Raw genomic sequence first — 23,997 nt, 5'->3', positions numbered from 1 at the left:
ATCGGTGGCAAGAGCCTCCTTCCCCAAGGCTATATATGCTTGAGAGTACCCAGGGAACGGGCCATCTGCTTGAGCAAAACACTACGTTTTGTCTCAGCCCTAGGGGCGGTCATCAATGAGTCGCCTATGACCCAAGGATCAAAGCCAAGTTATCGCCCCTAGCTTGTGGTTTGGGACGGGCGTGGCAGGGCTTGTTCGCCAAGGGTTTTGGTTGCAATTGATGACGAGCCCTAAAGCTTAGAGACGGCTTTGGAGTGGGTAACGTACCAGCGCCAGGGTAGGTCAGCCCCCTGGGTGAGGCCGATGCGGGTGGTTTGGGTGATGGCAGCGGGCAGCACCTGAGAGGCCTTAGGGGCGAGCCAGAGGCCGGTGGTGGGGGTGAGGGGTTGGTCGGTGAGGGTGCGATCGATATCGAGCAGGCGGCAGAGTTTGCCAGGGCCGGCTCCCCAGCGCCCAGGCTTTTCGGCCCGATAGCCCTCTAGCCAGGGGGGAACGTGGTCTAGCTCTACGGCCCGGATCAGTACGGCGCTGGGGGTGCGATCGCGATCGGTGACCACGTTAAAGCAGTGGTACATGCCGTAGATCAGGTACACGTAGCTGTAACCAGGGGGGCCAAACATCACCCGATTGCGGGGTGTCTCGCGGCGGTAGGCGTGACAGGCGGGGTCACCCTCGGTGTAGGCCTCGGTCTCAACAATGGTGACGCTCAACTGGCGACCGTCGGGCCAGCGTCGCACCAGGCCGCAGCCCAGCAGATCGGGGGCCACCTCCAGCGCCGATCGCCCCAGCCAATCGGGGGCGATCGCCTGGGTCTGACCAGGGCAATCATGAGGCTGATCTGAGGGCTGATCACAAAGCTTTATAGTGTCCTCCGGAGCAGGCTTGCTAAGATGACTCACAATTAAGGCTAAAAAATCGCGAAAGCTGATAACACTGTTCCTTTTATCATTCCCTGTGTCCCTATGGATATCAAACTCGTACTGGCCGTGCTGACTGGGCTGTTTGTGGTTGCCACCCTATTTTTTGGTACCAAAAACGGCTTCTATGACACCGACGATTACCACGGCAATGGGTCAGCCCACTAGTCTATCGACTGGGTTGCCCCCTAGGTCGATCAACCTGGCTCCCCTGCTTGGTTTTGTTCATCGGCTGCGGTGGCCCCGGTTGGTTGCCCCTAGTCGCTGCCGTTAGTTCAGCCTGCTGTGAGTAATCTGGTCTGCTTTCCGTTTGGTGCGGGTCACGGCCAAGAGGGGCTGTGCCTGGAGCTGCGCATGGGCCCCCGGCGGATTTTGCTCGACTGCGGCCTACGCAATTTGGCCGCTTTAGAGGTGGCCCGAGACAGTATTGCCACCGCCGATCTGTTGTTTTGCAGCCACGCCCACAGCGACCATGCCCGGAGTATATGGGCCTTTAGCCAAGCCTTTCCCCAGGTGCCGATTTACGGTAGCGAGGTCACCGCTCAACTGCTGCCGCTCAACTGGCTGGGGGAAGAGGTGCCCCCGCACCTGTGCCAAGCTCTGCCTTGGCAGACCCCCATCCGCCTGGCCGATGACCTGACGGTGCAGATCTGGCCCGCCGGACATCTGCCGGGGGCGGCCTGCGCCCTGTTTACTTACCATGGCCCGCAGCGCGCCTATACCGTGTTCTACACGGGCGATTTTTTTATGTCGAACTCGCGCCTGGTGGATGGGCTGCCCCTAGAGGCGCTGCGCGGCCTTAAGCCCGACGTGCTGATTGTCGAAGGCAGTGCCGGTACTGCCCGCCACCCCCACCGCCGCCAGCAGGAAAATTTGCTGGCCAGCGCCCTCCACCGTCTGGGGCAGCAGGGGCGATCGGTGCTGCTGCCGGTGCCCACCCTGGGGCTGGGCCAAGAGCTGGTGATGTTGTTGCGCAGCCACCACCAGTTCACCGGTCAGGATGTGACTATCTGGGTCGATGAAACCGTGGCGGCGGGCTGCGACCTGTACCTGGAGCTAATCGCTGAGTTTCCCAGCAGTGTGCGCAACTTTGCCCGCCACCAGCCGCTGTTTTGGGACGATCGCATCTTGCCCAGGGTGCGGCGGTTAGGGGTTGATCATCTGCCCGAGGGCAATGCCCCCCAGGGCACCCTAGGCGAACGACCCTGCATTTTGATCGCCCACCGGGAGGCTGACCTGAGCGATTACTGTCGGCGCTCGCCTCTGCCCTGGACGGTGCTGCTGCCCGATGCCTTTGCCGGTCACCTGGCCGACGCGGTGCTCGATCGCCCCGAGGCCGAGGCCAGCCCCACCCTATGCTGGCTGCAAAGCCTGGGGGCAGAGCTAGAGTCGGGTCAGGTGCAGATCGACACTTACCAGCTCACCACCCACAGCGATCGCGTCGGCACCACCCAGCTGATTCACAATCTCAGGCCTCAGCACGTCGCCTTTGTGCATGGTAAACCCGCCGACCTGGCCGATCTGGCCGGGCTAGAAGAGCTGCAAACCCGGTACCAACTGCACCTGCCCTCGGTGGGTAATGAGGTGGAGTTTCCGATTGGCGATCGCTTTCTTCAGCCCGCCGCCCCCGAGCCCGTCTTTGAAGGCGAAATCACCGCCGTTGATGACAGCGTGCTGCTGCTGCTGCCCGAAGACCTCACCGCCGACCCCCGCTGGGCTGCCCTGGCCGACACCGGCCTGGTACAAGCCCGGTGGCAGGGCGGCGACCTGGTGATCAAGGGGCTCAACCCCCGCGACCTACTCCGCACCGTTGCTTCTATCGACGACCCTTGGCAGTCGCCCCGGTGCCAAACCTGCCGCCATCAGCGCGAAGGACACTGTCGCGGTGTCGATTCTCCCCTGTACGGGCTGCGAGTGAGCCCCGATGGGGTCTGTTCCGCTTTTGAGCCCCGCGCAACCGGTGGCCGATCGCGGGGAGATGAGGCCTCAGCCTAGGTAAAATAGATCGAGTTAACGAGATCGAGCTAACGCGTCCACCAGCGTTCTCTCCCCATGCAAACCCACTGCCTTCGCCTGGTTCCTGGCCAAGATCTAAAGCCAGCCCTCCAGACCTTTGCCCAGACCCAAGCCCTAGAAGCGGGCATTATTCTCACGGCGCTGGGCAGCTTGAGCCAGGCCTCTCTGCGCTTTGCAGCGGCCCCAGCGGCCACCATAATCGAAGGGCCGCTAGAGTTGATCGCTCTCAGTGGCACGCTGTCGCGCCATGGTATGCACTTGCATGGTTCGATCGCCGATGCCCAGGGTCGGGTTTACGGCGGTCATATTATGCCGGGGTGCATCATTCGCACGACGGCGGAGATTGCGATTGCGCCCTTGCCCCACCTGCGCTTTAGCCGCCAGCCTGACCCCCAAACCGGCTACCTAGAGCTGGTGGTAGAGTCGCTGAGCGTTGAACCTTAAACCTTTCCTTGCCTACTCCCGCTGATCACCGAGTCTCCTTTACAGTGGCAGACATTGGACATTGCACCCTAGACCCCGCGCATACGCTGCCCCTGATCAGGAGACGCCAATGACTGCCTTCATCAATTGCCCCACTGTAGATGTCGAAGACGATCGCACTGGTCTGAGCGTAGAGACCCTGCGCCGGGCCCTGGCCGACAATCTGTTTTACATTCAAGGCAAGTGGCCCGAGGTGGCCAGTCAGAACGACTTTTACCTGGCTCTGGCCTATACGGTGCGCGATCGCATGATGCAGCGCTGGCTCAACTCCACCCGCAACTACCTGCGCTCTGAGGTGCGGCTGGTCACCTACCTGTCGGCAGAATTTCTCCTAGGGCCGCACCTGGGCCGCAACCTGATCAACCTCGGCATCGAAGCCCAGGTAAAGCAGGCGGTGCAAGAGTCGGGCCTCGACTTTGAGGGTCTGATTGCCCAGGAAGAAGAACCTGGCCTGGGCAACGGTGGCCTGGGCCGCCTGGCCGCCTGCTATATGGAATCCCTCTCTAGCATGCAAATTCCGGCGATCGGCTACGGCATTCGCTACGAGTTCGGCATTTTCGACCAAGACATTCGTGACGGCTGGCAGGTCGAAATTACCGACAAATGGCTGCAACACGGCTACCCCTGGGAAATTGCCCATCCCGAATCCGCCGTTACTGTGGGTTTTGGCGGCCACATCGAAGATTACACCGACTCCGATGGCCGCTTTCGCAAGCGCTGGATTCCTGCTAAGCAGGTAAAGGGCATTCCCTACGACACGCCGATTCCCGGCTATCGGGTCAACACCGTCAACACCCTGCGCCTGTGGAAGGCCGAGGCGGTGGAGTCCTTCGATTTTCAATCGTTCAACGTTGGCAACTATTACGGCGCGGTCAACAGCAAAGTCACCTCCGAGAATATCTCTAAGGTGCTCTACCCCAACGACGAGCAAATCGAGGGCAAGCAGCTGCGCTTAGAGCAGCAGTTTTTCTTTGTCTCCTGCGCCCTGCAGGATATGATTCGCATTCACATGCTTTCGGGGCGCACCCTCGACAGTTTCCACGAGAAATTTGCGGCTCAGCTCAACGACACCCACCCCGCCGTCGGCGTCGCTGAGCTGATGCGCCTGCTGATCGACGCCCACGGCATCGAGTGGGAGGCGGCCTGGCAGATCACCCAAAACACCTTTGCCTACACCAACCACACCCTGCTGCCCGAGGCCCTGGAGCGATGGTCCCTGTCTCTCTTTGGTGGCATGCTGCCTCGGCACCTGGAGATTATTTTTGAAATCAACCACCGGTTTATGGATCAGGTGCGGGTGCAGTACCTCAACGACTCGGCCAAACTTTCTAGCCTGTCGCTGATTGATGAGTCGGGCGATCGCTATGTGCGCATGGCCAACCTGGCCAGCCTGGGCAGCCATGCCATCAATGGCGTAGCGGCGTTACACAGCGAACTGGTCAAGCAGACCATCCTCAAAGACTTTCATGAAATGTTTCCGGGCAAAATTCGCAATGTTACTAACGGCGTTACCCCCCGCCGCTGGATTGCCCTGGCCAACCCTCGCCTAGCGGCCCTTTACACCGAGAAAGTAGGCGACGGCTGGTTGCAGGATATGGAAAAGTTGCGATCGCTGGAAGGCTGCGCCGACGACCCTGGCTTTCGTCAGTACTGGCGGCAGATCAAGCGCGACATCAAGCAAGATCTCGCCACCTACATCCAGACCCGCACCGGCATCGTGGTCAGCCCCGACTCGCTGTTTGATGTGCAGGTGAAGCGCATTCACGAGTACAAGCGCCAGCACCTCAACGTGCTGCACATCATCACCCTCTACGAACGGCTGAAGCAAAACCCCAGCCTCGATATCACCCCCCGCACGTTTATTTTTGGCGGTAAGGCGGCCCCCGGCTACCACATGGCCAAGCTGATGATTAAATTCATCACCGCTGTGGGCGATGTGGTGAACAATGACGCGGCGATCGGCGATCGCCTCAAGGTCGTCTTTTTACCCGACTACAACGTCACCCTGGGCCAGCGAGTGTATCCAGCGGCAGATTTGTCGGAGCAAATTTCCACCGCTGGCAAAGAAGCTTCCGGCACCGGCAACATGAAATTTTCGATGAACGGTGCGCTGACGATTGGCACTCTAGACGGGGCCAACGTCGAAATCCGGGAGCTTGTAGGCGACGAAAACTTCTTTCTGTTTGGTCTGGTCTCCGACGAGGTGATGGCCCTCAAAGCTAGTGGCTACAATCCCTGGGATTACTACAACAGCAACCCCCAGCTCAAAGAAGTGATTGACCTGGTCAACGCTGGCTTCTTCGCTAAAGGCGACGGCGGCCTATTCAAAGCGCTCACCGACAACCTGGTCTACCACGACCCCTACATGCTGCTGGCCGATTACCAGGCCTACATCGACGCCCAAGACCGCGTTGGTGCCGCGTACCAAGACCAGGAAAACTGGTCGCGCATGTCGATTGTCAACGCCGTGCGCATGGGCAAGTTCTCTAGCGATCGCTCCATCCGCGAATACTGTGAACAGATTTGGCAGGTCAACCCCGTGCATATTGAACTGAAGGACTATGTTCAAGCCCAGGCGGGGCTGTCGGTATAGGTGAAAATGGTGGGTGGCGAGGTAAGAGGGCGGGGAGAGTCGCTCACGGACTAACGACCGCCATAGCTAGAATATTTAGATGTCGTTCTCTTTGTCAGTCTTCCTTAAGTCGATACTGCTAGATTTTTATGCGCGATACCACCCTGAACGCCGTTGCCGTCGTCATTTTTGGCGTCACCATGGCCAGTTTGCTAGGGCCAATCATTCATCTGTCGCCAGCGGTGGTGGCGGTGTTTGCGGCGGTGGGGCTAGGGGTGTTTAGCGTTGACCAACTGGGGCTGAGTGGCCGCATCGGCAGCATTTTGATGAATGCGGTGGCCTGGACTTCGCCAGAGCATCGTCAGCGAGTGCTGCACCACGAGGCGGGTCACTTTTTGGCGGCGGTGCTGCTCGGTTTTCCGATCGAAACCTACACGCTCAACGCCTGGGAGTCTTGGCGACAGGGCATTCCGGGAGAGGGGGGCGTGGTGTTTGCCTCCCAGGATGCGACAGCGGCGGCGACCGTCACCCCCCAGAGCATCGATCGCTACTGCCAGGTGTGGATGGCGGGCATTGCCGCCGAGCAAATGGTCTACGGCAATGTCGAAGGTGGCGACGATGACGTGCGAGGGCTGGGACTGTTTTGGGCGGTCTTGGGGCGATCGCCTGCCGAAGTGCCTCTCAAGCAGCGCTGGGCAACACTTCAGGCCAAAACTCTGTTAGAAAAGCACCGCGAGGCCTTTGATGCCCTGGTGGTGGCCATGGCCGAACGGGCCACCGTGGAGGACTGTCAGGCGGCGATCGAGGCCTATCGCCCTACGGTTAAAGCTCAATAGCCCGCTGCCCGTGGCCCAAGCTCGTCGCCAGAGAGTGACGCATCATTGGGTGGCGACCTACGGCGATCGCCCGTCTGGGCACCCAAGCGCTAGCCTCGATTAGAGACCAACAGCTTTCGCGCCATTTGCATCTGGGAGGGCGAGGCCATCAGCTGGCAATGACATGATTTTTCTCTGGGCTTTGCCTCCGAAAAATCATGAATTTTAAGTTTTCTCTGCAAAATTCTAGAGACAGAAAATATTCCACTACTATCGGTATAGAGAGAGTATAAAAACCTAGACCATGACGATGAGTCACCTAGGTTTTGCCCTATCAGACTCAGACACAAAAGAAACCAAAATGTTGCGAAAGGGAACGTACTAAAGCATCAACTATCCATCAGCAATCTTAATTTTCCTAAAGGTAGGGCATCGTCCTGCGCGTTACGCAGAACCTATCTAGATCATGCATGTGGCTGTCGCCGCAGCACGCTCCATAGCACGGGTTGATTGTCCTCTGGCCTTACTCCACAGCCATTCTGTCTGGCGAGAAGTTCTACCAACGGTTCGCACAGATTTAGGTACACAAGTCCAACAGTTTTCCTTAAATATTATTTAATAATTGACTGATTTTTTTGATGCCCTTACACTTTTTGCATTCTAGGACTCATTAATTTTTGAATTTTATATTTAGCCCAATCTTCTGCCCACTCCCCATCGCAGGACGTTGCACCGATGGCTACACCTACGCAAACCCCGTCTAAACCCCCAGCCAGTGCGTCACCCGCGGCCAAGGAGGCGGGCGATCGCCGCTACAAGACCCTGGAGATGACCCTCAAGCGCAACCAGTACAGCCAGGATGCGCTAATTGAAATCCTCCACAAGGCGCAGGAAACCTTTGGCTATTTAGAAGAAGACGTGCTGACCTACATTGCCAGGGGGCTAAAGCTGCCCCTGAGTCGGGTGTACGGGGTCGCCACCTTTTACCACCTGTTTTCGCTGAAGCCTGCTGGGGCGCACACCTGCATCGTCTGCTTGGGCACGGCCTGCTACGTCAAAGGCAGCGGTAAGGTCTTAGAAACCCTGGAGCAGGAGCTGGGCATCACCGTGGGCAACACCAGCGCCGACGGCCAGGTGTCGCTGATGGCGGCCCGCTGCGTTGGGGCCTGCGGCATTGCGCCAGTGGCAGTGTTTGACGGCACCGTGGCGGGCAAGGTAGAACCCGCCGCCGCCCTAGCCCACATTCAAGCCTGGGAAGCCGAGGACTAAACCATGGATGACTTAGCCAATCTGATTGACGTGGCCCAGACGGAGCGATCGCGGCAAAAGCGCCTGCGGGTGCACTGCTGCACCTCCACCGGCTGTCGGGCGGCCAGCTCTGAAGCAGTGCTGAAGTCGCTGCAAGACACCATTAAAACCGAAGGGTTAGAGGATGACGTTGAGGCGATCGGCGTCGGCTGCATGGGCTTCTGCGGACGCGGGCCTTTGGTCGAAATTGAACCCTCGGCCTGGCTCGATCCTGACTTTCAGGGGGCTAAACCTCTGGAGGAAGAACAGCTCTACGAAGAGGTCAAGCCCGAGCAGGCAGCCAGCATCATTACCGCCCTCAAGGGGGGCGAGGCCACAGCGGTGCAGGGCAACCCCCAGCACCCCTTCTTTGCCCGCCAGATGAAGGTGGTGCGCGAGTACAGTGGCCGCATCGACCCCGAACGCATTGAGGAATACATCGCCGTGGGGGGCTACCGCTCGCTGTACAAAGCGGTGTATGAAATGACCCCGGCGGAGGTCGTGGACGAAATCACCCGCAGCGGCCTGCGCGGGCGCGGCGGCGGCGGCTACCCCACGGGGCTGAAGTGGGCCACGGTGGCCAAAATGCCCGGCGATCAAAAGTACGTCATCTGCAACGGTGACGAGGGCGACCCCGGTGCCTTTATGGATCGCAGCGTGCTGGAGAGCGACCCGCACCTGGTGCTGGAGGGGATGGCGATCGCAGGCTACGCCGTCGGGGCCAGCCACGGCTTCATCTACGTGCGGGCCGAATATCCCCTGGCGATTCAGCGGTTGCAAAAGGCGATTCAGCAGGCCAAAAAGTACGGGCTGCTGGGGGCTCAGATCTTCGACTCGCTGTTTGACTTCAAGATCGACATTCGCATTGGGGCCGGGGCCTTTGTCTGCGGCGAAGAAACCGCGCTGATCCAATCCATTGAGGGGGGGCGCGGCAACCCGCAGCCCCGGCCTCCCTACCCCGCCGAGTCGGGCCTGTGGGACTGCCCGACGCTGACCAACAACGTCGAAACCTTCGGCAACATTGCCCCGATCCTGCACCGGGGGGCCGACTGGTATGCGGGCATCGGCACCGAAAAGAGCAAGGGCACCAAGATCTTTGCCCTGACGGGCAAAATCCGCAACAACGGGCTGATCGAGGTGCCCATGGGCATTACCCTGCGCGAGATCGTCGAAGCCATGGGCGGCGGCGTGCCCGAGGGCGACATCAAGGCGGTGCAGACCGGCGGCCCCTCCGGCGGCTGCATTCCCGTGTCGCTGCTCGATACCCCGGTGGATTATGACTCGCTGGTGGCGATCGGCTCCATGATGGGCTCGGGCGGCATGGTGGTGATGGATGACACCACCAATATGGTTGAGGTGGCCAAGTTTTACATGGAGTTTTGCAAGGAAGAAAGCTGCGGCAAGTGCATTCCCTGCCGGGCGGGTACGGTGCAGCTCTACGAGATGCTGGCCCACCTGCTCAGCGGCCAGGCAACGGCGGATGACCTGCGCAAGCTGGAGGAGCTGTGCCACATGGTGAAGGAGACCAGCCTCTGCGGCCTGGGTATGAGCGCGCCGAATCCGGTGTTGAGTACGCTGCGGTACTTCCACGAGGAGTACGAGGCGCTGTTGAAAACTCCGGCCTTGAGCAGTTCTTGACCCACCCCTGCCCCTCCGAGGAGGGGAAAGTCGCCCCCGTCCCCTCCTGGGAGGGGTGCCCAAAGGGCGGGGTGGGTCTCCGGGAACTGGGCTGACCCACCCCTGCCCCTCTCAGGAGGAGATGTTGCGAAGGGCAGGGTGTGGGTTTTGCAACTGGGCTGACCCACCCCTGCCCCTCCCAGGAGGGGATGTTGCGAAGACAGATTCCACAGATAAGGGCGATCGCGAGGTACAGAGAGGTAGATACATGTCGGTCAAGACACTCAACATAGATGGCAAAGACGTGGCCATTGAGGCGGGGGCCACGGTGCTGCAAGCCGCGCAGGAAAACGGCATTGCCATCCCCACCCTCTGCCACCTGGAGGGGGTGAAGGATGTGGGGGCCTGCCGCCTCTGCCTGGTGGAGGTGGCAGGCTCAAACAAGCTGCTGCCCGCCTGCGTTACCGAGGTGGCCGAGGGCATGGCGATTCAGACCAACACGCCCAAGCTGCAGCAGTACCGCAAGATGACGGTGGAGCTGCTGTTTTCCGAGGGCAACCACGTGTGCTCGGTGTGCGTCGCCAACGGCAACTGCGAACTGCAAGACATGGCGGTAACGGTGGGGATGGATCACTCCCGGTTTCCCTACCGGTTCCCCGATCGCCCGCTGGATGTCTCTCACCCGCAGTTTGGCATTGACCACAATCGCTGCATTCTCTGCACCCGCTGTGTGCGGGTCTGCGACGAGATCGAGGGAGCCCACGTGTGGGATGTGGCCCAGCGGGGCGAGCAATGCTTCATTGTGTCGGGGCTGAACCAGCCCTGGGGCGAGGTGGATGCCTGCACCTCCTGCGGCAAGTGTGTGGATGCCTGCCCGACCGGGTCGATCTTCCGCAAGGGCAGCACCACGGGCGAAAAAGAGGGCGATCGCGCCAAGCTCGAATTTTTAGTCACTGCGCGGGAGCAGCACCAATGGACAAGATAAGGTTTGCCACGGTTTGGCTGGCGGGGTGTTCGGGCTGTCACATGTCCTTTCTCGATCTGGACGAATGGCTGATCGACCTGGCTCAGCAGGTGGATGTGGTGTTTAGCCCGGTGGGCTCAGACATTAAGGCCTATCCCGAGAATGTGGATGTGTGCCTGGTGGAGGGCGGCGTCGCCAACGAAGACAACCTGGAGCTGATCTTGCAGGTGCGCCGCCAGACCAAGCTGCTGATTTCCTTTGGCGACTGTGCGGTGACCGCCAACGTGCCCGCCATGCGCAACATGCTAGACGGGGCCGAGTCGGTGCTCAAGCGCACCTACCTGGAGCTGGCCGACTATTCGCCCCAGCTGCCCCACGAGCCGGGCATTGTGCCAGAGCTGCTCGACCAGGTGGTGCCGGTGCACCAGGTCGTGCCGGTGGATATCTATATGCCCGGCTGCCCGCCCCCCGCCGATCGCATTCGGGCCACCCTGGAGCCGCTGCTGCGGGGAGAAATGCCCGTGATGGCCGGCCGCGACATGATCAAGTTTGGCTAGGAGTAACCCACCATGACCAGAACCGTTGTCATCGACCCGGTCACCCGCATTGAGGGGCACGCCAAAATCTCGATCTACCTCGACGAGGCGGGGGAGGTGTCGGACGCCCGCTTTCACGTGGTGGAGTATCGGGGGTTTGAGAAATTTTGCGAGGGCCGCCCCTTCACCGAGATGGCGGGCATTACCGCCCGCATCTGCGGCATCTGCCCGGTCAGCCACCTGCTGGCCGCCGCCAAAACCGGAGATAAAATCCTGGCGGTCAAAATTCCCCCCGCTGCCGACAAGCTGCGGCGAATGATGAACCTGGCCCAGATTACCCAGTCCCACGCGCTGTCGTTCTTTCACCTCAGCAGCCCCGACTTTTTGCTGGGCTGGGATAGCAACCCGGCGACGCGCAACGTGTTTGGTCTGATTGCCGCCAACCCCGACCTAGCGCGGGCGGGCATTCGGCTGCGCCAGTTTGGCCAGACGGTGATTGAGAAACTGGGGGCGCGCAAGATTCACGCCGCCTGGACGGTGCCCGGTGGGGTGCGATCGCCCCTCTCTGAAGAAGGCCGCCAGTGGATTGTCGATCGCCTGCCCGAATCCCTCGACACCATTCACCTGGCCCTGGGCCTGTTCAAGGGCATGCTCGACGACCAGCTCCAGGCCGAAATCGGCATCTTTGGCGAATTCCCCACGCTGTACATGGGCCTGGTTGGCCCCAACGGCGAGTGGGAGCACTACGACGGCAAGCTCCGGTTCACCGATAGCCAGGGCAACATCGTCGCCGACGGCCTCAGCGAAGACGACTACCACCAGTTTCTCGGCGAGGCGGTGGAGCCCTGGTCGTACCTAAAATTCCCCTATTACCAGCCCTTGGGCTACCCGGCGGGGATGTACCGGGTGGGGCCGCTGGCAAGGCTGAACGTGTGCAGCCACATTGGCACCGAGGGGGCCGATCGCGAATTGCAAGAACTGCGCGATCGCAGCGGCGGCGTGGTCACCTCCTCGTTCCTCTACCACTACGCCCGCCTGATCGAGATTCTCGCCTGTCTCGAAAAAATTCAAGAGCTGGTCGATGACCCCGATGTGTTGTCTGACCGCTGCCGCGCCCACGCCGGGGTCAACCAGCTCAATGCCGTGGGGGTCAGCGAAGCCCCGCGGGGCACCCTGTTTCACCACTACCAGGTGGATGAAAACGGCCTGCTCGAAAAGGTGAATTTGATCATCGCCACCGGGCAAAACAACCTGGCCATGAACAAAACCGTGGCCCAGATCGCCAAGCACTACATCCACGGGGCCGACATTCCCGAGGGCTTGCTCAACCGGGTGGAGGCGGGCATTCGCTGCTACGACCCCTGCCTGTCGTGCTCGACCCACGCGGCGGGGCAAATGCCCCTGCACTTAGAGCTAGTGGCGGCGAATGGGCAACTGCTGGATGAGGTGTACCGGTGAAAACCCTGGTGATTGGCTACGGCAACGGGCTGCGGGGCGACGACGGCGTCGGCCCCCTGGTCGCTGAGGCAGTGGAGGGGTGGAATCTGCCGGGGGTAGACTCCCTGGCGGTGCACCAGCTCACCCCGGAACTGGCCGCTGCGATCGCCGAAGTCGAGCAGGTCTGGTTCATCGATGCCTGCGTCGAAGGGCTGGGCCGAGTGGAAACGGTGGCTCCCACCGCACCCGACAGCCGCCTCGACCATCTGTGGAGCCCTGGCGTCATTCTCCAACTGGCTAAGGCGCTCTACGGAGCCGAGCCGCTCGCCCATCACCTGCTGATTCCGGCGGTGGCGTTTGACTATGGAATGGAGCTGTCTGCGATCGCCCAGGATGGCCTGGCCTGGGGTCTCACCACCCTGAAGGGCCATTTGCTAGAAACCCCAATACCACCCATAACCCCCGTAGGGGCGCAGCATGCTGCGCCCCTACACGCCGGAGGTGTTCCATGCATGAAGTAGGGCTGATGGAAAATGCACTGGCGATCGCCCTCGACTACGCCCACCGCGAACGGGCCAGCCGCATTCACCAGATGGCGCTGCGGGTGGGCGATCTGTCGGGGGTAGAGCCCGAGGCGCTGCGGTTTGCCTTTGATGTCGTTACCCAAGGCACGATCGCCGAACACGCCCAGCTCACCATTGAGCCCTGCCCCACCCTGTGCTTTTGCCACCCCTGCCAGGCCGAATTTAGGCCGCTAGACCTGGGCTATGAGTGCCCCCACTGCCACACCTGGAGCACCTCAATTCTCCAGGGCAAAGAACTCGAACTCGCATCCCTGGAGGTGTCGTAATGTGTACCAACTGCGGCTGTAGCGAGGTGGATGCTGTGATGTTGCATGGGGCCGATCACCACCGCCACGATCACGACCACCACCACCATGACCACCCCCATACCGTAGACGTCCGCGAACGCCTCCTATCGAAAAACGATCGCCTTGCCCACCAAAACCGCGACACCTTTCAATCCCTTGGCCTGCTCGTTCTCAACATTCTCTCGTCGCCCGGTTCGGGGAAGACCACGCTGATTGAGCGGACGGCGATCGCCCAGGGCAAGGACGCCCCTCGCATTGGGGTCATCGTCGGCGATCTGGCCACCGAAAACGATGCCCAGCGAATCCGAGCCGCCGGGGCCACGGCGCTGCAAATTACCACCGGCACCGCCTGCCACCTGGAGGCCGACATGGTCGCCCACGCGGCCTCTCACCTCGACCTGGCGAACTTGGATCTGCTGGTGATTGAGAACGTGGGCAATCTCGTCTGCCCCGCCGCCTACGACCTGGGGGAAACCCTGCGGGTGGTGCTGCTCTCCGTCACCGAGGGGGAAGACAAACCGCTGAAATACCCCACGGCGTTTCAGTCGGCGGATGTGGTGCTGTTGACCAAGGTCGATATCGCTGAGGCGGTGGGGTTTGACCGGGCAACGGCGATCGCCAATATCCGCCGCATGGCCCCCCAGGCCCAGGTGTTTGAGCTGTCTGCCCGCAGCGGCGTAGGCATGGCTGACTGGCTGGCCTATCTGCGATCGCAGCAGGCTCACACAAAACAGCCACCCCTAGCCCAACTCAGTTCGGGATAACGCCGTCCCCTCTCTTGGAGGGGTGCCCGCAGGGCGGGGTGGGTCAAAACTGCTCCAGCGAATAATCAGCTGCATAGAGTGATGTTCCGACATTAGCCCCGACTGACCCACCCCTACCCCTCCCAAGAGGGGACAGCCAGCCTGCTTTTGCAGAGAATTTTCTTATCCCGAACCCAGGTTAGCCCAGGTGTCCCAATGACCCGCCCCGCCCCATCGACTCTGTTAGCACCCGCCCCGCAGCGCCTACATCTGCGGGTGCAGGGCATGGTGCAAGGCGTTGGCTTTCGGCCCTTTGTCTATACCCTGGCGACGGATCTGGGCCTGGGCGGCTGGGTGCGAAACGACGACGGCGGCGTCGATATCGAAGTCGAAGGGAATGCTGCCGTGCTGGCGCTGTTTTTGGAGCGGCTAGAGCGCGATCGCCCCGCCCATGCCCTGCTCGCCCACCTCGAAACCCAGTGGCTGGCCCCCGCTGGATACACAGCCTTTGAAATCCACAGCTCTGCCCAGGATGTCGCCCCCAAATCCGCCTGGATTTTGCCCGATCTGGCCACCTGCCCTGCCTGCCTGGCGGAGCTGTTCGACCCCGAGAACCGCCGCTATCGGTACCCGTTTACCAACTGCACCCACTGCGGCCCCCGCTACAGCATTGTCACCGGGCTGCCCTACGATCGCCCCAACACCACCATGGCGGGCTTTTCGCTCTGCCCCGACTGCCAGCGGGAGTATGACAACCCCTGCGATCGGCGGTTCCACGCCCAGCCCAATGCCTGCGGGCGCTGTGGGCCTCAGTTGGAACTGTGGGATGACCAAGGGAAGGCGATCGCCCCCGGCGCAAATTCCCCTGAACTGATCGCCCTGGCGGCGGATTGGATTCGCCAGGGGAACATCCTGGCACTGAAGGGGCTGGGCGGCTTTCATCTGGTGGTGGATGCGCGGAATGAAAGGGCGGTGCAGCGGCTGCGCGATCGCAAACAACGACCTGCCAAACCCTTCGCGGTCATGTACCCCAGCCTGGAGGCGATTGAGCAGGATTGCCTCGTTTCGTCAACGGAGCGAGAGCTACTGACCTCGGCAGCGGCACCCATTGTTTTGCTAGAGCAAAAAGCCGAGGGACAATTGGCTCCAGCCATTGCCCCCCGGCAGCGCACCGTCGGAGCTATGCTGCCCTACACGCCTCTGCATCACTTGCTGTTGGCTGCACTCGGCTTCCCCGTAGTCGCCACCAGCGGCAACCGCTCCCACGCCCCCCTCTGTAGCGATGGGCAAGCCGCCCTTCGCGAGTTGGCCGCGATCGCTGACGGCTACCTCGTCCACGATCGCCCGATCGCGCGGCCCATCGACGACTCGGTGGTGCGCACCATCGCCGACCAGCCCATGCTGCTGAGGCGGGCGCGGGGCTATCCCCTGCGGGTGGCTGTGCCGGAGCCGACCATGCCCTGCATTCTGGCGGTGGGTGGCCATTTAAAGAACACCGTCGCCCTATCCCTGCCAGACCAGATCGTGGTCAGCCCCCACCTGGGGGATCTCGACCAGGTGCAAACCTGCGATCGCTTCCAAGACACCATCGCCCAACTGCTAGAGCTGTACGAGGCGCACCCTGTGGCGATCGCCTGCGATGCCCACCCCGACTACCGTTCCACCCAGTTTGCCCAAGCCCTGAGCCAGCAAATGAACGTCCCCCTGGTGCCAGTGCAGCACCACTACGCCCACGTGCTGGCAGGGATGGTGGATAACAGCCTAGAACCACCCGTCTTGGGCATTGCCTGGGATGGCACGGGCTACGGCCTAGACGGCAGCCTCTGGGGCGGCGAGTTTCTGGCCATCCCCGATCGCAGCGGGTGGCAGCGGGTGGCGCACCTGCGGACGTTTCCACTGCCGGGGGGCGATCGCGCCGCCCAAGAACCCCGCCGTGCCGCCCTGGGATTGCTCTACGAAGCCTTTGGCGAAGCAGCTTTCGACATGAACTGCCCTACCCTGCAAGCCTTTCAACCGCAGGAGTTAGCGGTGCTACGAACCATGCTGCAGAAGTGGGTCAATGCGCCCAGAACGTCAAGTATGGGGCGGTTGTTTGATGCGATCGCATCCCTGATCGGCCTCTGCGATCGCAACAGCTTCGAGGGCGAAGCAGCGATGCAGCTAGAGGCGATTTTGGAACCTACGAGCGATCGCTACCCCTACGGCCTAGACCACACCCTAGAAGGAACGCTGGTACTGGACTGGCAGCCAATGGTCGAGGCGATTCTCACGGGGCAGGACTTCCCTGGCAGGGTTGCGGCTAAATTCCACAACACCTTAGTGGAGATGATCGTTGCGATCGCCAACCACGTCGGCATCGAGAACGTCCTGCTGACCGGGGGCTGCTGGCAAAATCGCTACCTGCTCGACCGGGCAATTCAGCGGCTGCGGGCCAAGGGGTTTGTACCCCACTGGCACCACCAGATCCCAGCCAACGATGGTGGCCTTGCAGCGGGGCAACTGCTGGGTGCCCATTGGAAACATCAACAAACAGTAGGAAGTGCGCCATGTGTCTAGCGGTGCCCGGTCAAATCGTCAGCATCACCGATCCGCCCTCCGGCGACGGGAATGACTACCTGCGCACCGGCAAAGTCAGCTTTGGCGGCATTGTGCGCGAGGTCAGCCTCGCCTACGTGCCCGAGGCCACCGTCGGCCACTACGTCATTGTTCACGTCGGCTTTGCCCTCAGCATTCTCGATGAAGACGAGGCCCAGCAGACCCTACAAGATTTGACTCACCTGGGAGTATTGAACCCATGAAAACCCCGACCTTTGCAACCCTCGATGGCAACGAGGCCGTCGCCCGCATCGCCTACCGCCTCAGCGAAGTGATCGCCATCTACCCGATTACCCCCTCTTCGACCATGGCCGAGTGGGCCGATGCCTGGTCTGCGGCCCACCAGCCCAACCTGTGGGGGGCGGTGCCCAACATCGTGCAGCTCCAGAGCGAGGGCGGGGTGGCCGGGGCCGTCCACGGGGCGCTCCAGGCCGGGTCGTTGACCACGACCTTTACGGCCTCCCAGGGGCTGCTGTTGATGATCCCCAACCTCTACAAAATTGCTGGGGAGCTGACCCCGATCGCCATCCACATTGCCGCCCGCTCCCTGGCGGCCCAGGGGCTGTCTATCTTTGGCGACCACAGCGATGTGATGGCTGTTCGCGCCACCGGCTGCGCCCTGCTCAGCTCGGCCTCGGTGCAGGAGGCCCAGGATCTGGCGGCGATCGCCACCCGCGCCACCTTTGCCAGCCGCATTCCCTTCCTGCATTTCTTCGATGGGTTTCGCACCTCCCACGAAGTGCAGAAGGTGGAACTGCTGGATGACGACGATCTGCGATCGCTGCTGCCCCAGGCCCCCATCCTGGCCCACCGCCAGCGCGCCCTTACCCCCGATCGCCCGGTAATTCGCGGCACCGCCCAAAACCCCGATGTCTACTTTCAGGCACGGGAAACGGTGAACTCCTTTTACAATGCCTGCCCCGGCCTGGTGCAGGCGGCCATGGATGACTTTGCCCAGCTCACCGGGCGCGCCTACCGACTGTTTGACTACCACGGCCACCCCACCCCCGAACGGGTGATCGTCCTCATGGGCTCCGCCTGCGAAACGGTGCACGAAACCGTCGACTACCTGCTGGCCCAGGGAGAAAAGATCGGCGTGCTGAAGGTGCGGCTCTACCGGCCCTGGAGCCTGGCGGACTTTGTAGCGGCGCTGCCCGAGTCGGTGGGCGCGATCGCCGTTCTTGACCGCACCAAAGAACCCGGCAGCCTGGGCGAACCCCTCTACCAGGATGTGGTCGGCAGTTTGGCGGAGGCGGGCCGCACCCAGGTGCGCGTCGTCGGGGGCCGCTACGGCCTGTCATCGAAGGAGTTTACCCCGGCCATGGTCAAGGCGGTGTTTGAGAATTTGGCGGCACCGCAGCCCAAAAACCACTTCACCGTGGGCATCAACGATGATGTCACCCACACCTCGCTCACCGTGGACCCCAGCTTCACCATCGAGCCCGACTCGGTAGTGCGGGCCATCTTCTACGGCCTGGGCTCCGACGGCACCGTGGGGGCCAACAAAAACTCGATCAAAATCATCGGCGAAGAAACCGACAACTACGCCCAGGGCTACTTCGTCTACGACTCCAAAAAGTCGGGCTCGGTGACGGTTTCGCACCTGCGCTTTGGCCCCAACCCGATTCGCTCCACCTACCTGGTCGAGAGCGCCAACTTCGTCGCCTGCCACCAGTGGGAGTTTGTCGAGAAGTACGAGGTGCTCAAAGAAGCCAAGGCCGGGGCGACCTTCCTGCTCAACAGCCCCTACAGCGCCGAGGAAACCTGGCAGCGGCTCCCCGAGGAACTGCGGCAGATTGTGCTCGACAAAGGGCTCAAGGTCTACGCCATTGACGCCAACCAGGTGGCCCTGGAGGCGGGCATGAAGGGGCGCATTAACACCGTCATGCAGGTGTGCTTCTTTGCCCTGGCCGGGGTGCTGCCCAGGGAAGATGCGATCGCCCAGATCAATCAGGCCATTCGCAAGACCTACGGCAAAAAGGGCGAAGACGTGGTGCAGATGAACCTGGCCGCCGTCGATCAAACCCTGGAAAACCTCCACGAGGTGGCGGTGCGAGAACCCGTGGCCGTGGGGGCTGCCGTCACAGTTCCCCATAACCCAGTACGCCACAACCCCGTGCCCGACCAGGCCCCCGCCTTTGTGCGCGACGTGCTGGGCATGATGATGGCCCGCCACGGCGACGATCTGCCGGTCAGCGCCCTGCCGGTGGATGGCACCTACCCCAGCGGCACCACCAAGTGGGAAAAGCGCAACATCGCCACCGAAATCCCCGCCTGGGACCCCGATGTGTGCGTGCAGTGCGGCAAGTGCGTCATGGTCTGCCCCCACAGCGTGATTCGCGCCAAGGTGTATGAACCCGACCAGCTGGCCAATGCGCCGGAGACCTTCAAATCCACTGCCGCCCGCGACCACGACTGGCACGACCTCAAATTCACCATTCAGGTAGCGGCGGAAGACTGCACCGGCTGCGGCATCTGCGTGGAGGTTTGCCCCGCCAAAAACAAGCTCGAACCCCGCTTTAAGGCGATCAACATGGTGCCGCAGCTACCCCTGCGCGACCAGGAGCGGGAGAATTGGGACTTTTTCTTAAACTTGCCCAACCCCGATCGCAGCCAGCTCAACCTGCACAAGATCGGCCAGCAGCAGCTGCAAGAGCCCCTATTTGAGTTTTCCGGGGCCTGCGGCGGCTGTGGCGAAACCCCCTACCTGAAGCTGGCGACGCAATTGTTTGGCGATCGCATGCTGGTGGCCAACGCCACCGGCTGCTCGTCAATCTATGGCGGCAACCTGCCCACCACCCCCTGGACGCACAACGCCGAGGGGCGCGGCCCCGCCTGGGCCAACTCCCTGTTTGAAGACAACGCCGAATTTGGCCTGGGCTTCCGTATTTCACTGGATCAGCACATCACCCAGGCGATCGCCCTGCTCCATGAATTAGCGGGGCAGTCCGGTTCGCCCCTGCCCGCCGACCTGGTGGCGGCCCTGACCGACACCGCCCAAACCGACGAAGCCGAGATCTACGAGCAGCGGGAGCGGGTCGCCCAGCTCAAGGGCCACCTGGCCGCCTGGGGGAATGCGCCCGGTTTAGAGACCGCCCTGGCGGAAAAAATCCAGAGTCTGCAATCGTTGGCCGACTACCTGGTGAAGAAAAGCGTCTGGCTGATCGGCGGCGACGGCTGGGCCTACGACATCGGCTACGGCGGCCTCGACCACGTCATGGCCAGCGGTCGCAATGTCAACATTCTGGTGCTGGATACCGAGGTCTATTCCAACACCGGGGGGCAGATGTCGAAATCGACCCCCAAGGGGGCGGTGGCCAAATTTGCCGCTGGAGGCAAACCCGCCCCCAAAAAAGACCTGGGCCTGATGGCCATGACCTACGGCAATGTCTACGTGGCCAGCGTGGCCATGGGGGCGCGGGATGAGCACACCCTCAAGGCGTTCCTGGAGGCCGAATCCTATGATGGGCCGTCGCTGATCATCGCCTACGCCCACTGCATCGCCCACGGCATCGACATGCAGCAGGGCATGCACCAGCAAAAGCTGGCGGTCGAGTCGGGCCGCTGGCTGCTCTACCGCTACGACCCGCGCCGCAGCGATCGCGGCGAAAACCCGCTGATGCTCGACTCGCGATCGCCCAAAACTCCCCTGGAGGCGGCCATGTACAGCGAAAATCGGTTCAAAATGCTGGCCCGCAGCAACCCCGAGGCGGCCAAACGCCTGCTGCAAGAAGCTCAGGCGGGCATCAACACCCGCTGGCAGATGTACCAATACCTCGCTGCCCGCCCCCCGTCAGCCAGTCAGCCTATGTCCCCCAATCCAGAGGTGACCCCATGAATTTAACCACGACCTACCTGGGTCTGACCCTGCGATCGCCCCTCGTCATTGGGGCCGCTGCCCCCCTGAGCGAAGACCTGGCGGTGCTCAAACGGCTGGAAGAGGCCGGGGCTGCGGCAATCGTCATGCATTCTGTGTTTGAAGAGCAAATTCGCCAGGATATGCTCGACCTGCACCACCATCTGGAATACGGCACCCACAGCTTTGCCGAAGCCCTCACCTACTTCCCCGAGCCCGAAATCTTCCACGTCGGGGCCGAGCACTACCTGGAGCACATCCAGCAGGCCAAGCGCGATCTGGGCATTCCCATCATCGGCAGCCTGAATGGCTCGTCCCTGGGTGGCTGGGTGGACTATGCCAAAAACATTCAGCAGGCCGGGGCCGATGCCCTGGAGCTAAATATTTACTGGATTCCCACCGACCCCGATCTCTCCGGGGCCGAGGTCGAGGCCCAGTACATCGACATTCTCAGCCAGGTGAAAGACCAGGTCACCATTCCGGTGGCGGTCAAGCTCAGCCCCTTCTTTAGTAACACCGCCAACATGGCTAAACGCCTCTGCGCCGCCGGGGCCGACGGCCTGGTGCTGTTCAACCGCTTCTATCAGCCCGACCTCGACATCGAAGCCCTGGAGGTGCGGCCCCAGCTCCTGCTCAGCACCCCCCAGGCCCTGCGCCTGCCCATGCACTGGATTGGCATTCTTTACGGACGCATCGACGCCGACCTGGCCGCCACCAGCGGCGTCCACAGCGCCCAGGATGTGGTGCGGCTGCTGATGGCCGGGGCCACCGTAACGCAGATCGTCGCGGCCCTGCTGCGCCACGGCGTCAACCACCTACGCACCATCGAGCAAGACCTGATCGCCTGGCTCGCCGAGCACGAGTACGACTCGGTCGCCCAACTGCGGGGCACCCTGAGCCAGCGCCACTGCCCTGACCCCAGCCAGTTTGAGCGGGTGCAGTACATGAAGACCATCCAGACCTACCACCCCCACTGGGATCTAGCGGAGGAGCGCCGATGAAGTACGTCGATGACTTTCGGGATCGGGCGGCGGTGCAGCACTACGCCGAGGCGATCGCCCAGCTCGACCCCCAGCCCTGGACGATTATGGAAATCTGCGGCGGGCAGACCCACACCATCGTCAAGTACGGCCTCGACGCCCTGCTGCCGCCCCAGATCACCCTGATTCACGGCCCCGGCTGCCCGGTGTGCGTTACCCCAGCGGAGATCATTGATACTGCGATCGCCCTGGCCGCCCAGCCTAACGTCATCCTCTGCTCCTTTGGCGATATGCTGCGCGTCCCCGGCAGCCCCGGTGGGGGCGACCTGCTCAGCGCCAGGGCCACGGGCGGCGATGTGCGCATGCTCTACTCGCCCCTCGATGCCCTCAAACTCGCCCAGCAAAACCCCGACAAAGAGGTGGTCTTCTTTGCCGTCGGCTTTGAGACCACCGCCCCCGCCACCGCCATGACGGTGTACCAGGCGGCCCAGCAGCAGCTGCCAAATTTCTCGGTGCTGGTCTCCCACGTGCGGGTGCCCCCCGCTATGGAGGCGATCTTGGGCTCCCCCGACTGCCAGGTGCAGGGCTTTTTGGCCGCTGGCCATGTGTGTACGGTGATGGGGTATCACGAATATGGGGCGATCGCCGCCCGCTACCATGTGCCCATTGTCGTCACCGGGTTCGAGCCGGTCGATATTTTGCAAGGGCTCTACCACTGCCTGCACCAGCTCGAAACCGGCCAGGCCACCGTCGAAAACCAGTACGCCCGCTCTGTGCGCCCCCAGGGCAACGAAACCGCCCAGGCCCTGCTGCACCAGGTCTTTGAAGTGGTGCCCCAGACCTGGCGCGGCATCGGCGAAATCCCCGCCAGCGGGCTGGGCCTCAGGGCCGAGTTTGCCGCCTTCGACGTGCGGCATAGGGGCTTGCTGCCCACTCTGGCTCCCAACCCCTCGGCCCCCAACGACTGCATCAGCGGCCAGATTCTCCAGGGCATTCGCAAGCCCCAGTCTTGCCCCGCCTTTGGCACAAGCTGCACCCCCGACCACCCCCTGGGCGCACCGATGGTGTCGTCGGAGGGGGCCTGCGCGGCCTACTACCGCTATCGCCAAATGCCCACCGTGGCGGTGACGTAGGGATAATGTGGTGTGGTTAACCTAATGTCGAGATCAGAAATTCCTTACAAAAGCAGGCCCGCTATCCCCTCCTGGGAGGGGCAGGGGTGGGTTCAACCTAAGCACCCAACAAACTTACTCGCGGTATGCAACGAGCCTATTGCCGAGACTGACCCACCCCGCCCTGCGGGCACCCCTCCCAAGGAGGGGAAGCCGTTCTCTCAAAGTGGGGTCATTTAGCTATTCCAGCCGTACGATCTTGGTCATAATCGCCATCCACTGGTTGGGCGTTTCGGTGGGTATGGGGTCGCGACCGTCGTTGGGGTCGGCGTAGCCGTAGGCGTGGAGAATTTTGATGGTGCGCTCTAGGGCGGCCAGGCTGCCGTAGAGCAGATGGCGCACTCGCTCGGGGTGCGGATGAGGTCTGCTAGAGGGCAACGGCGGAATGTTCGACGCACCGCTGGCGTCGGGTTCAAGATAGTCAAACATCGGTTCTGTGTTCCTTTTTTGTTTGCAGTTAGCAAGCCCTAGGTCGCAAGTCCCCTCCTGGGAGGGGTAGGGGTGGGTTCAACCCAAGCAACCAACCGACTTACTCGCGGTAAGCCGTAGGCTCGTTGCCGAGACTAACCCACCCCGCCCTGCGGGCACCCCTCCGAGGAGGGGAAGGGCGGAGGAAGACAGAACGCGAAAACCCTAGCCACCCGCTGAAGTGCAAATTGGGGTTGCTAAGGTACGATCCCCTTAGCCTCGCAATCTGACTGGTAGATTTGCGGGGTTAGCTGTTCGTAGGTGCTGCTAACACCTACGGACAGCGCCAAGATTTTCGAGTTCTGTATGGCCACCGTTCTAGTGAACGGCTTAGTGGATGAGTGTACTGGTGCGATCGCTCCCCGTCAACCGTAGGACAAGAGCAGATGGCAGAAGACTGCTAACCATCCAGCGGACTTCTTACCCCTCGCCCGCCTCGATTTAAAACATGGGTATAAATCATCGTTGTCTTTACATCTTTGTGCCCTAGCAGTTCTTGAATCGTGCGAATGTCATAGCCAGCTTCTAAAAGATGAGTAGCAAAGCTATGGCGAAACGTATGACAACCCACCCTGACTGCCTGACACAAGTGGGTGAAAGGCTTGAAACGTCGTGACGCGAGGGGAAAAGGTGAGGTGACATGAGACGCTGAAATTTGCGTCATCTCA

At 61.7% G+C, this 23,997-nt stretch carries 21 protein-coding genes; 18 read left to right on the top strand and 3 right to left on the bottom strand.

Features of this window, described 5'->3' with window-relative positions; all coding sequences use genetic code 11:
• Positions 1–230 precede the first annotated feature (230 nt).
• The gene (locus AC0QKW_RS05845; protein ID WP_473150156.1) at positions 231–803 is read right to left on the bottom strand and encodes a DNA-3-methyladenine glycosylase; all 573 of its coding nucleotides are present in this window, start codon (positions 801–803) and stop codon (positions 231–233) included.
• 159 nt (positions 804–962) lie between these two features.
• On the opposite strand from AC0QKW_RS05845, the gene AC0QKW_RS05840 reads away from it, so the two are divergent.
• The 18 genes from AC0QKW_RS05840 (at position 963) to hypD (ending at position 22,822) form a co-directional block, all read left to right on the top strand.
• A complete protein-coding gene (locus AC0QKW_RS05840) occupies positions 963–1,085 on the top strand; it encodes a hypothetical protein (RefSeq protein WP_017297736.1) in 123 nt (40 codons plus the stop codon).
• Positions 1,086–1,202: 117 nt separating this feature from the next.
• Positions 1,203–2,912 carry an MBL fold metallo-hydrolase gene (locus tag AC0QKW_RS05835; RefSeq protein ID WP_473150123.1) on the top strand — a complete coding sequence of 570 codons (1,710 nt, stop codon included), beginning with the start codon at positions 1,203–1,205 and terminating at the stop codon, positions 2,910–2,912.
• Between the two features lie 57 nt (positions 2,913–2,969).
• Entirely contained in the window at positions 2,970–3,377 is a 408-nt protein-coding gene (locus AC0QKW_RS05830; protein WP_473150122.1) for a PPC domain-containing DNA-binding protein, read from the top strand.
• A 109-nt stretch (positions 3,378–3,486) separates the two neighbouring features.
• Complete coding sequence (locus tag AC0QKW_RS05825; protein WP_473150121.1) at positions 3,487–6,009, top strand: glycogen/starch/alpha-glucan phosphorylase; 2,523 nt, start codon at positions 3,487–3,489, stop codon at positions 6,007–6,009.
• 128 nt (positions 6,010–6,137) lie between these two features.
• On the top strand, positions 6,138–6,824 hold the full coding sequence (locus AC0QKW_RS05820; RefSeq protein ID WP_473150120.1) for an ATP-dependent Zn protease: 687 nt from the start codon (positions 6,138–6,140) through the stop codon (positions 6,822–6,824).
• Positions 6,825–7,538: 714 nt separating this feature from the next.
• A complete protein-coding gene (gene hoxE, locus AC0QKW_RS05815) occupies positions 7,539–8,072 on the top strand; it encodes a bidirectional hydrogenase complex protein HoxE (RefSeq protein WP_473150119.1) in 534 nt (177 codons plus the stop codon).
• 3 nt (positions 8,073–8,075) lie between these two features.
• A complete protein-coding gene (locus AC0QKW_RS05810) occupies positions 8,076–9,728 on the top strand; it encodes an NADH-ubiquinone oxidoreductase-F iron-sulfur binding region domain-containing protein (RefSeq protein WP_473150118.1) in 1,653 nt (550 codons plus the stop codon).
• 247 nt (positions 9,729–9,975) lie between these two features.
• A complete protein-coding gene (hoxU, locus tag AC0QKW_RS05805) occupies positions 9,976–10,692 on the top strand; it encodes a bidirectional hydrogenase complex protein HoxU (RefSeq protein ID WP_473150117.1) in 717 nt (238 codons plus the stop codon).
• A complete protein-coding gene (locus AC0QKW_RS05800) occupies positions 10,680–11,228 on the top strand; it encodes an NADH-quinone oxidoreductase subunit B family protein (RefSeq protein WP_473150116.1) in 549 nt (182 codons plus the stop codon). Before hoxU ends, AC0QKW_RS05800 begins: the two co-directional genes overlap by 13 nt.
• Before the next feature lie 12 nt (positions 11,229–11,240).
• A complete protein-coding gene (locus tag AC0QKW_RS05795; protein WP_473150115.1) occupies positions 11,241–12,665 on the top strand; it encodes a Ni/Fe hydrogenase subunit alpha in 1,425 nt (474 codons plus the stop codon).
• A complete protein-coding gene (locus AC0QKW_RS05790) occupies positions 12,662–13,165 on the top strand; it encodes a hydrogenase maturation protease (RefSeq protein WP_473150114.1) in 504 nt (167 codons plus the stop codon). The genes AC0QKW_RS05795 and AC0QKW_RS05790 overlap by 4 nt, the downstream gene beginning before the upstream one ends.
• Positions 13,153–13,494 (top strand): hydrogenase maturation nickel metallochaperone HypA, encoded by a 342-nt coding sequence (gene hypA / locus AC0QKW_RS05785; protein WP_473150113.1) that lies wholly within the window; start codon positions 13,153–13,155, stop codon positions 13,492–13,494. Before AC0QKW_RS05790 ends, hypA begins: the two co-directional genes overlap by 13 nt.
• On the top strand, positions 13,494–14,279 hold the full coding sequence (gene hypB / locus AC0QKW_RS05780; RefSeq protein ID WP_473150112.1) for a hydrogenase nickel incorporation protein HypB: 786 nt from the start codon (positions 13,494–13,496) through the stop codon (positions 14,277–14,279). The genes hypA and hypB overlap by 1 nt, the downstream gene beginning before the upstream one ends.
• Positions 14,280–14,474: 195 nt before the next feature.
• Positions 14,475–16,814 carry a carbamoyltransferase HypF gene (hypF, locus tag AC0QKW_RS05775; RefSeq protein WP_473150111.1) on the top strand — a complete coding sequence of 780 codons (2,340 nt, stop codon included), beginning with the start codon at positions 14,475–14,477 and terminating at the stop codon, positions 16,812–16,814.
• Entirely contained in the window at positions 16,805–17,056 is a 252-nt protein-coding gene (locus AC0QKW_RS05770) for a HypC/HybG/HupF family hydrogenase formation chaperone (protein ID WP_473150110.1), read from the top strand. The genes hypF and AC0QKW_RS05770 overlap by 10 nt, the downstream gene beginning before the upstream one ends.
• Positions 17,053–20,691 carry a pyruvate:ferredoxin (flavodoxin) oxidoreductase gene (nifJ, locus tag AC0QKW_RS05765; RefSeq protein WP_473150109.1) on the top strand — a complete coding sequence of 1,213 codons (3,639 nt, stop codon included), beginning with the start codon at positions 17,053–17,055 and terminating at the stop codon, positions 20,689–20,691. Before AC0QKW_RS05770 ends, nifJ begins: the two co-directional genes overlap by 4 nt.
• Positions 20,688–21,710: a dihydroorotate dehydrogenase-like protein gene (locus tag AC0QKW_RS05760; RefSeq protein ID WP_473150108.1), complete on the top strand. Its 1,023-nt coding sequence runs from the start codon at positions 20,688–20,690 to the stop codon at positions 21,708–21,710. The genes nifJ and AC0QKW_RS05760 overlap by 4 nt, the downstream gene beginning before the upstream one ends.
• Positions 21,707–22,822, top strand: a complete 1,116-nt coding sequence (gene hypD, locus AC0QKW_RS05755; RefSeq protein WP_473150107.1) for a hydrogenase formation protein HypD — start codon at positions 21,707–21,709, stop codon at positions 22,820–22,822. Before AC0QKW_RS05760 ends, hypD begins: the two co-directional genes overlap by 4 nt.
• A 219-nt stretch (positions 22,823–23,041) precedes the next feature.
• Here hypD and AC0QKW_RS05750 read toward each other — a convergent pair whose 3' ends face one another.
• Positions 23,042–23,290, bottom strand: a complete 249-nt coding sequence (locus tag AC0QKW_RS05750; RefSeq protein ID WP_473150106.1) for a hypothetical protein — start codon at positions 23,288–23,290, stop codon at positions 23,042–23,044.
• A gap of 439 nt (positions 23,291–23,729) precedes the next feature.
• The coding region (locus tag AC0QKW_RS05745; RefSeq protein WP_473150105.1) for a tyrosine-type recombinase/integrase at positions 23,730–23,997 on the bottom strand (268 nt) is incomplete at its 5' end.

It is taken from the genome of Pseudanabaena sp. PCC 9330 (assembly GCF_055795045.1).
This window is presented reverse-complemented; position numbering and strand designations above follow the sequence as displayed.

Coding starts and splice junctions, on each gene's coding strand:
- hoxU (WP_473150117.1), top strand. CDS start 9,976: ATGTCGGTCAAGACACTCAACATAGATGGCAAAGACGTGGCCATTGAG.
- nifJ (WP_473150109.1), top strand. CDS start 17,053: ATGAAAACCCCGACCTTTGCAACCCTCGATGGCAACGAGGCCGTCGCC.
- AC0QKW_RS05795 (WP_473150115.1), top strand. CDS start 11,241: ATGACCAGAACCGTTGTCATCGACCCGGTCACCCGCATTGAGGGGCAC.
- AC0QKW_RS05760 (WP_473150108.1), top strand. CDS start 20,688: ATGAATTTAACCACGACCTACCTGGGTCTGACCCTGCGATCGCCCCTC.
- AC0QKW_RS05820 (WP_473150120.1), top strand. CDS start 6,138: ATGCGCGATACCACCCTGAACGCCGTTGCCGTCGTCATTTTTGGCGTC.
- hypD (WP_473150107.1), top strand. CDS start 21,707: ATGAAGTACGTCGATGACTTTCGGGATCGGGCGGCGGTGCAGCACTAC.
- AC0QKW_RS05770 (WP_473150110.1), top strand. CDS start 16,805: ATGTGTCTAGCGGTGCCCGGTCAAATCGTCAGCATCACCGATCCGCCC.
- AC0QKW_RS05750 (WP_473150106.1), bottom strand. CDS start 23,290: ATGTTTGACTATCTTGAACCCGACGCCAGCGGTGCGTCGAACATTCCG.
- hoxE (WP_473150119.1), top strand. CDS start 7,539: ATGGCTACACCTACGCAAACCCCGTCTAAACCCCCAGCCAGTGCGTCA.
- AC0QKW_RS05810 (WP_473150118.1), top strand. CDS start 8,076: ATGGATGACTTAGCCAATCTGATTGACGTGGCCCAGACGGAGCGATCG.
- hypF (WP_473150111.1), top strand. CDS start 14,475: ATGACCCGCCCCGCCCCATCGACTCTGTTAGCACCCGCCCCGCAGCGC.
- AC0QKW_RS05825 (WP_473150121.1), top strand. CDS start 3,487: ATGACTGCCTTCATCAATTGCCCCACTGTAGATGTCGAAGACGATCGC.
- AC0QKW_RS05800 (WP_473150116.1), top strand. CDS start 10,680: ATGGACAAGATAAGGTTTGCCACGGTTTGGCTGGCGGGGTGTTCGGGC.
- AC0QKW_RS05840 (WP_017297736.1), top strand. CDS start 963: ATGGATATCAAACTCGTACTGGCCGTGCTGACTGGGCTGTTTGTGGTT.
- hypA (WP_473150113.1), top strand. CDS start 13,153: ATGCATGAAGTAGGGCTGATGGAAAATGCACTGGCGATCGCCCTCGAC.
- hypB (WP_473150112.1), top strand. CDS start 13,494: ATGTGTACCAACTGCGGCTGTAGCGAGGTGGATGCTGTGATGTTGCAT.
- AC0QKW_RS05830 (WP_473150122.1), top strand. CDS start 2,970: ATGCAAACCCACTGCCTTCGCCTGGTTCCTGGCCAAGATCTAAAGCCA.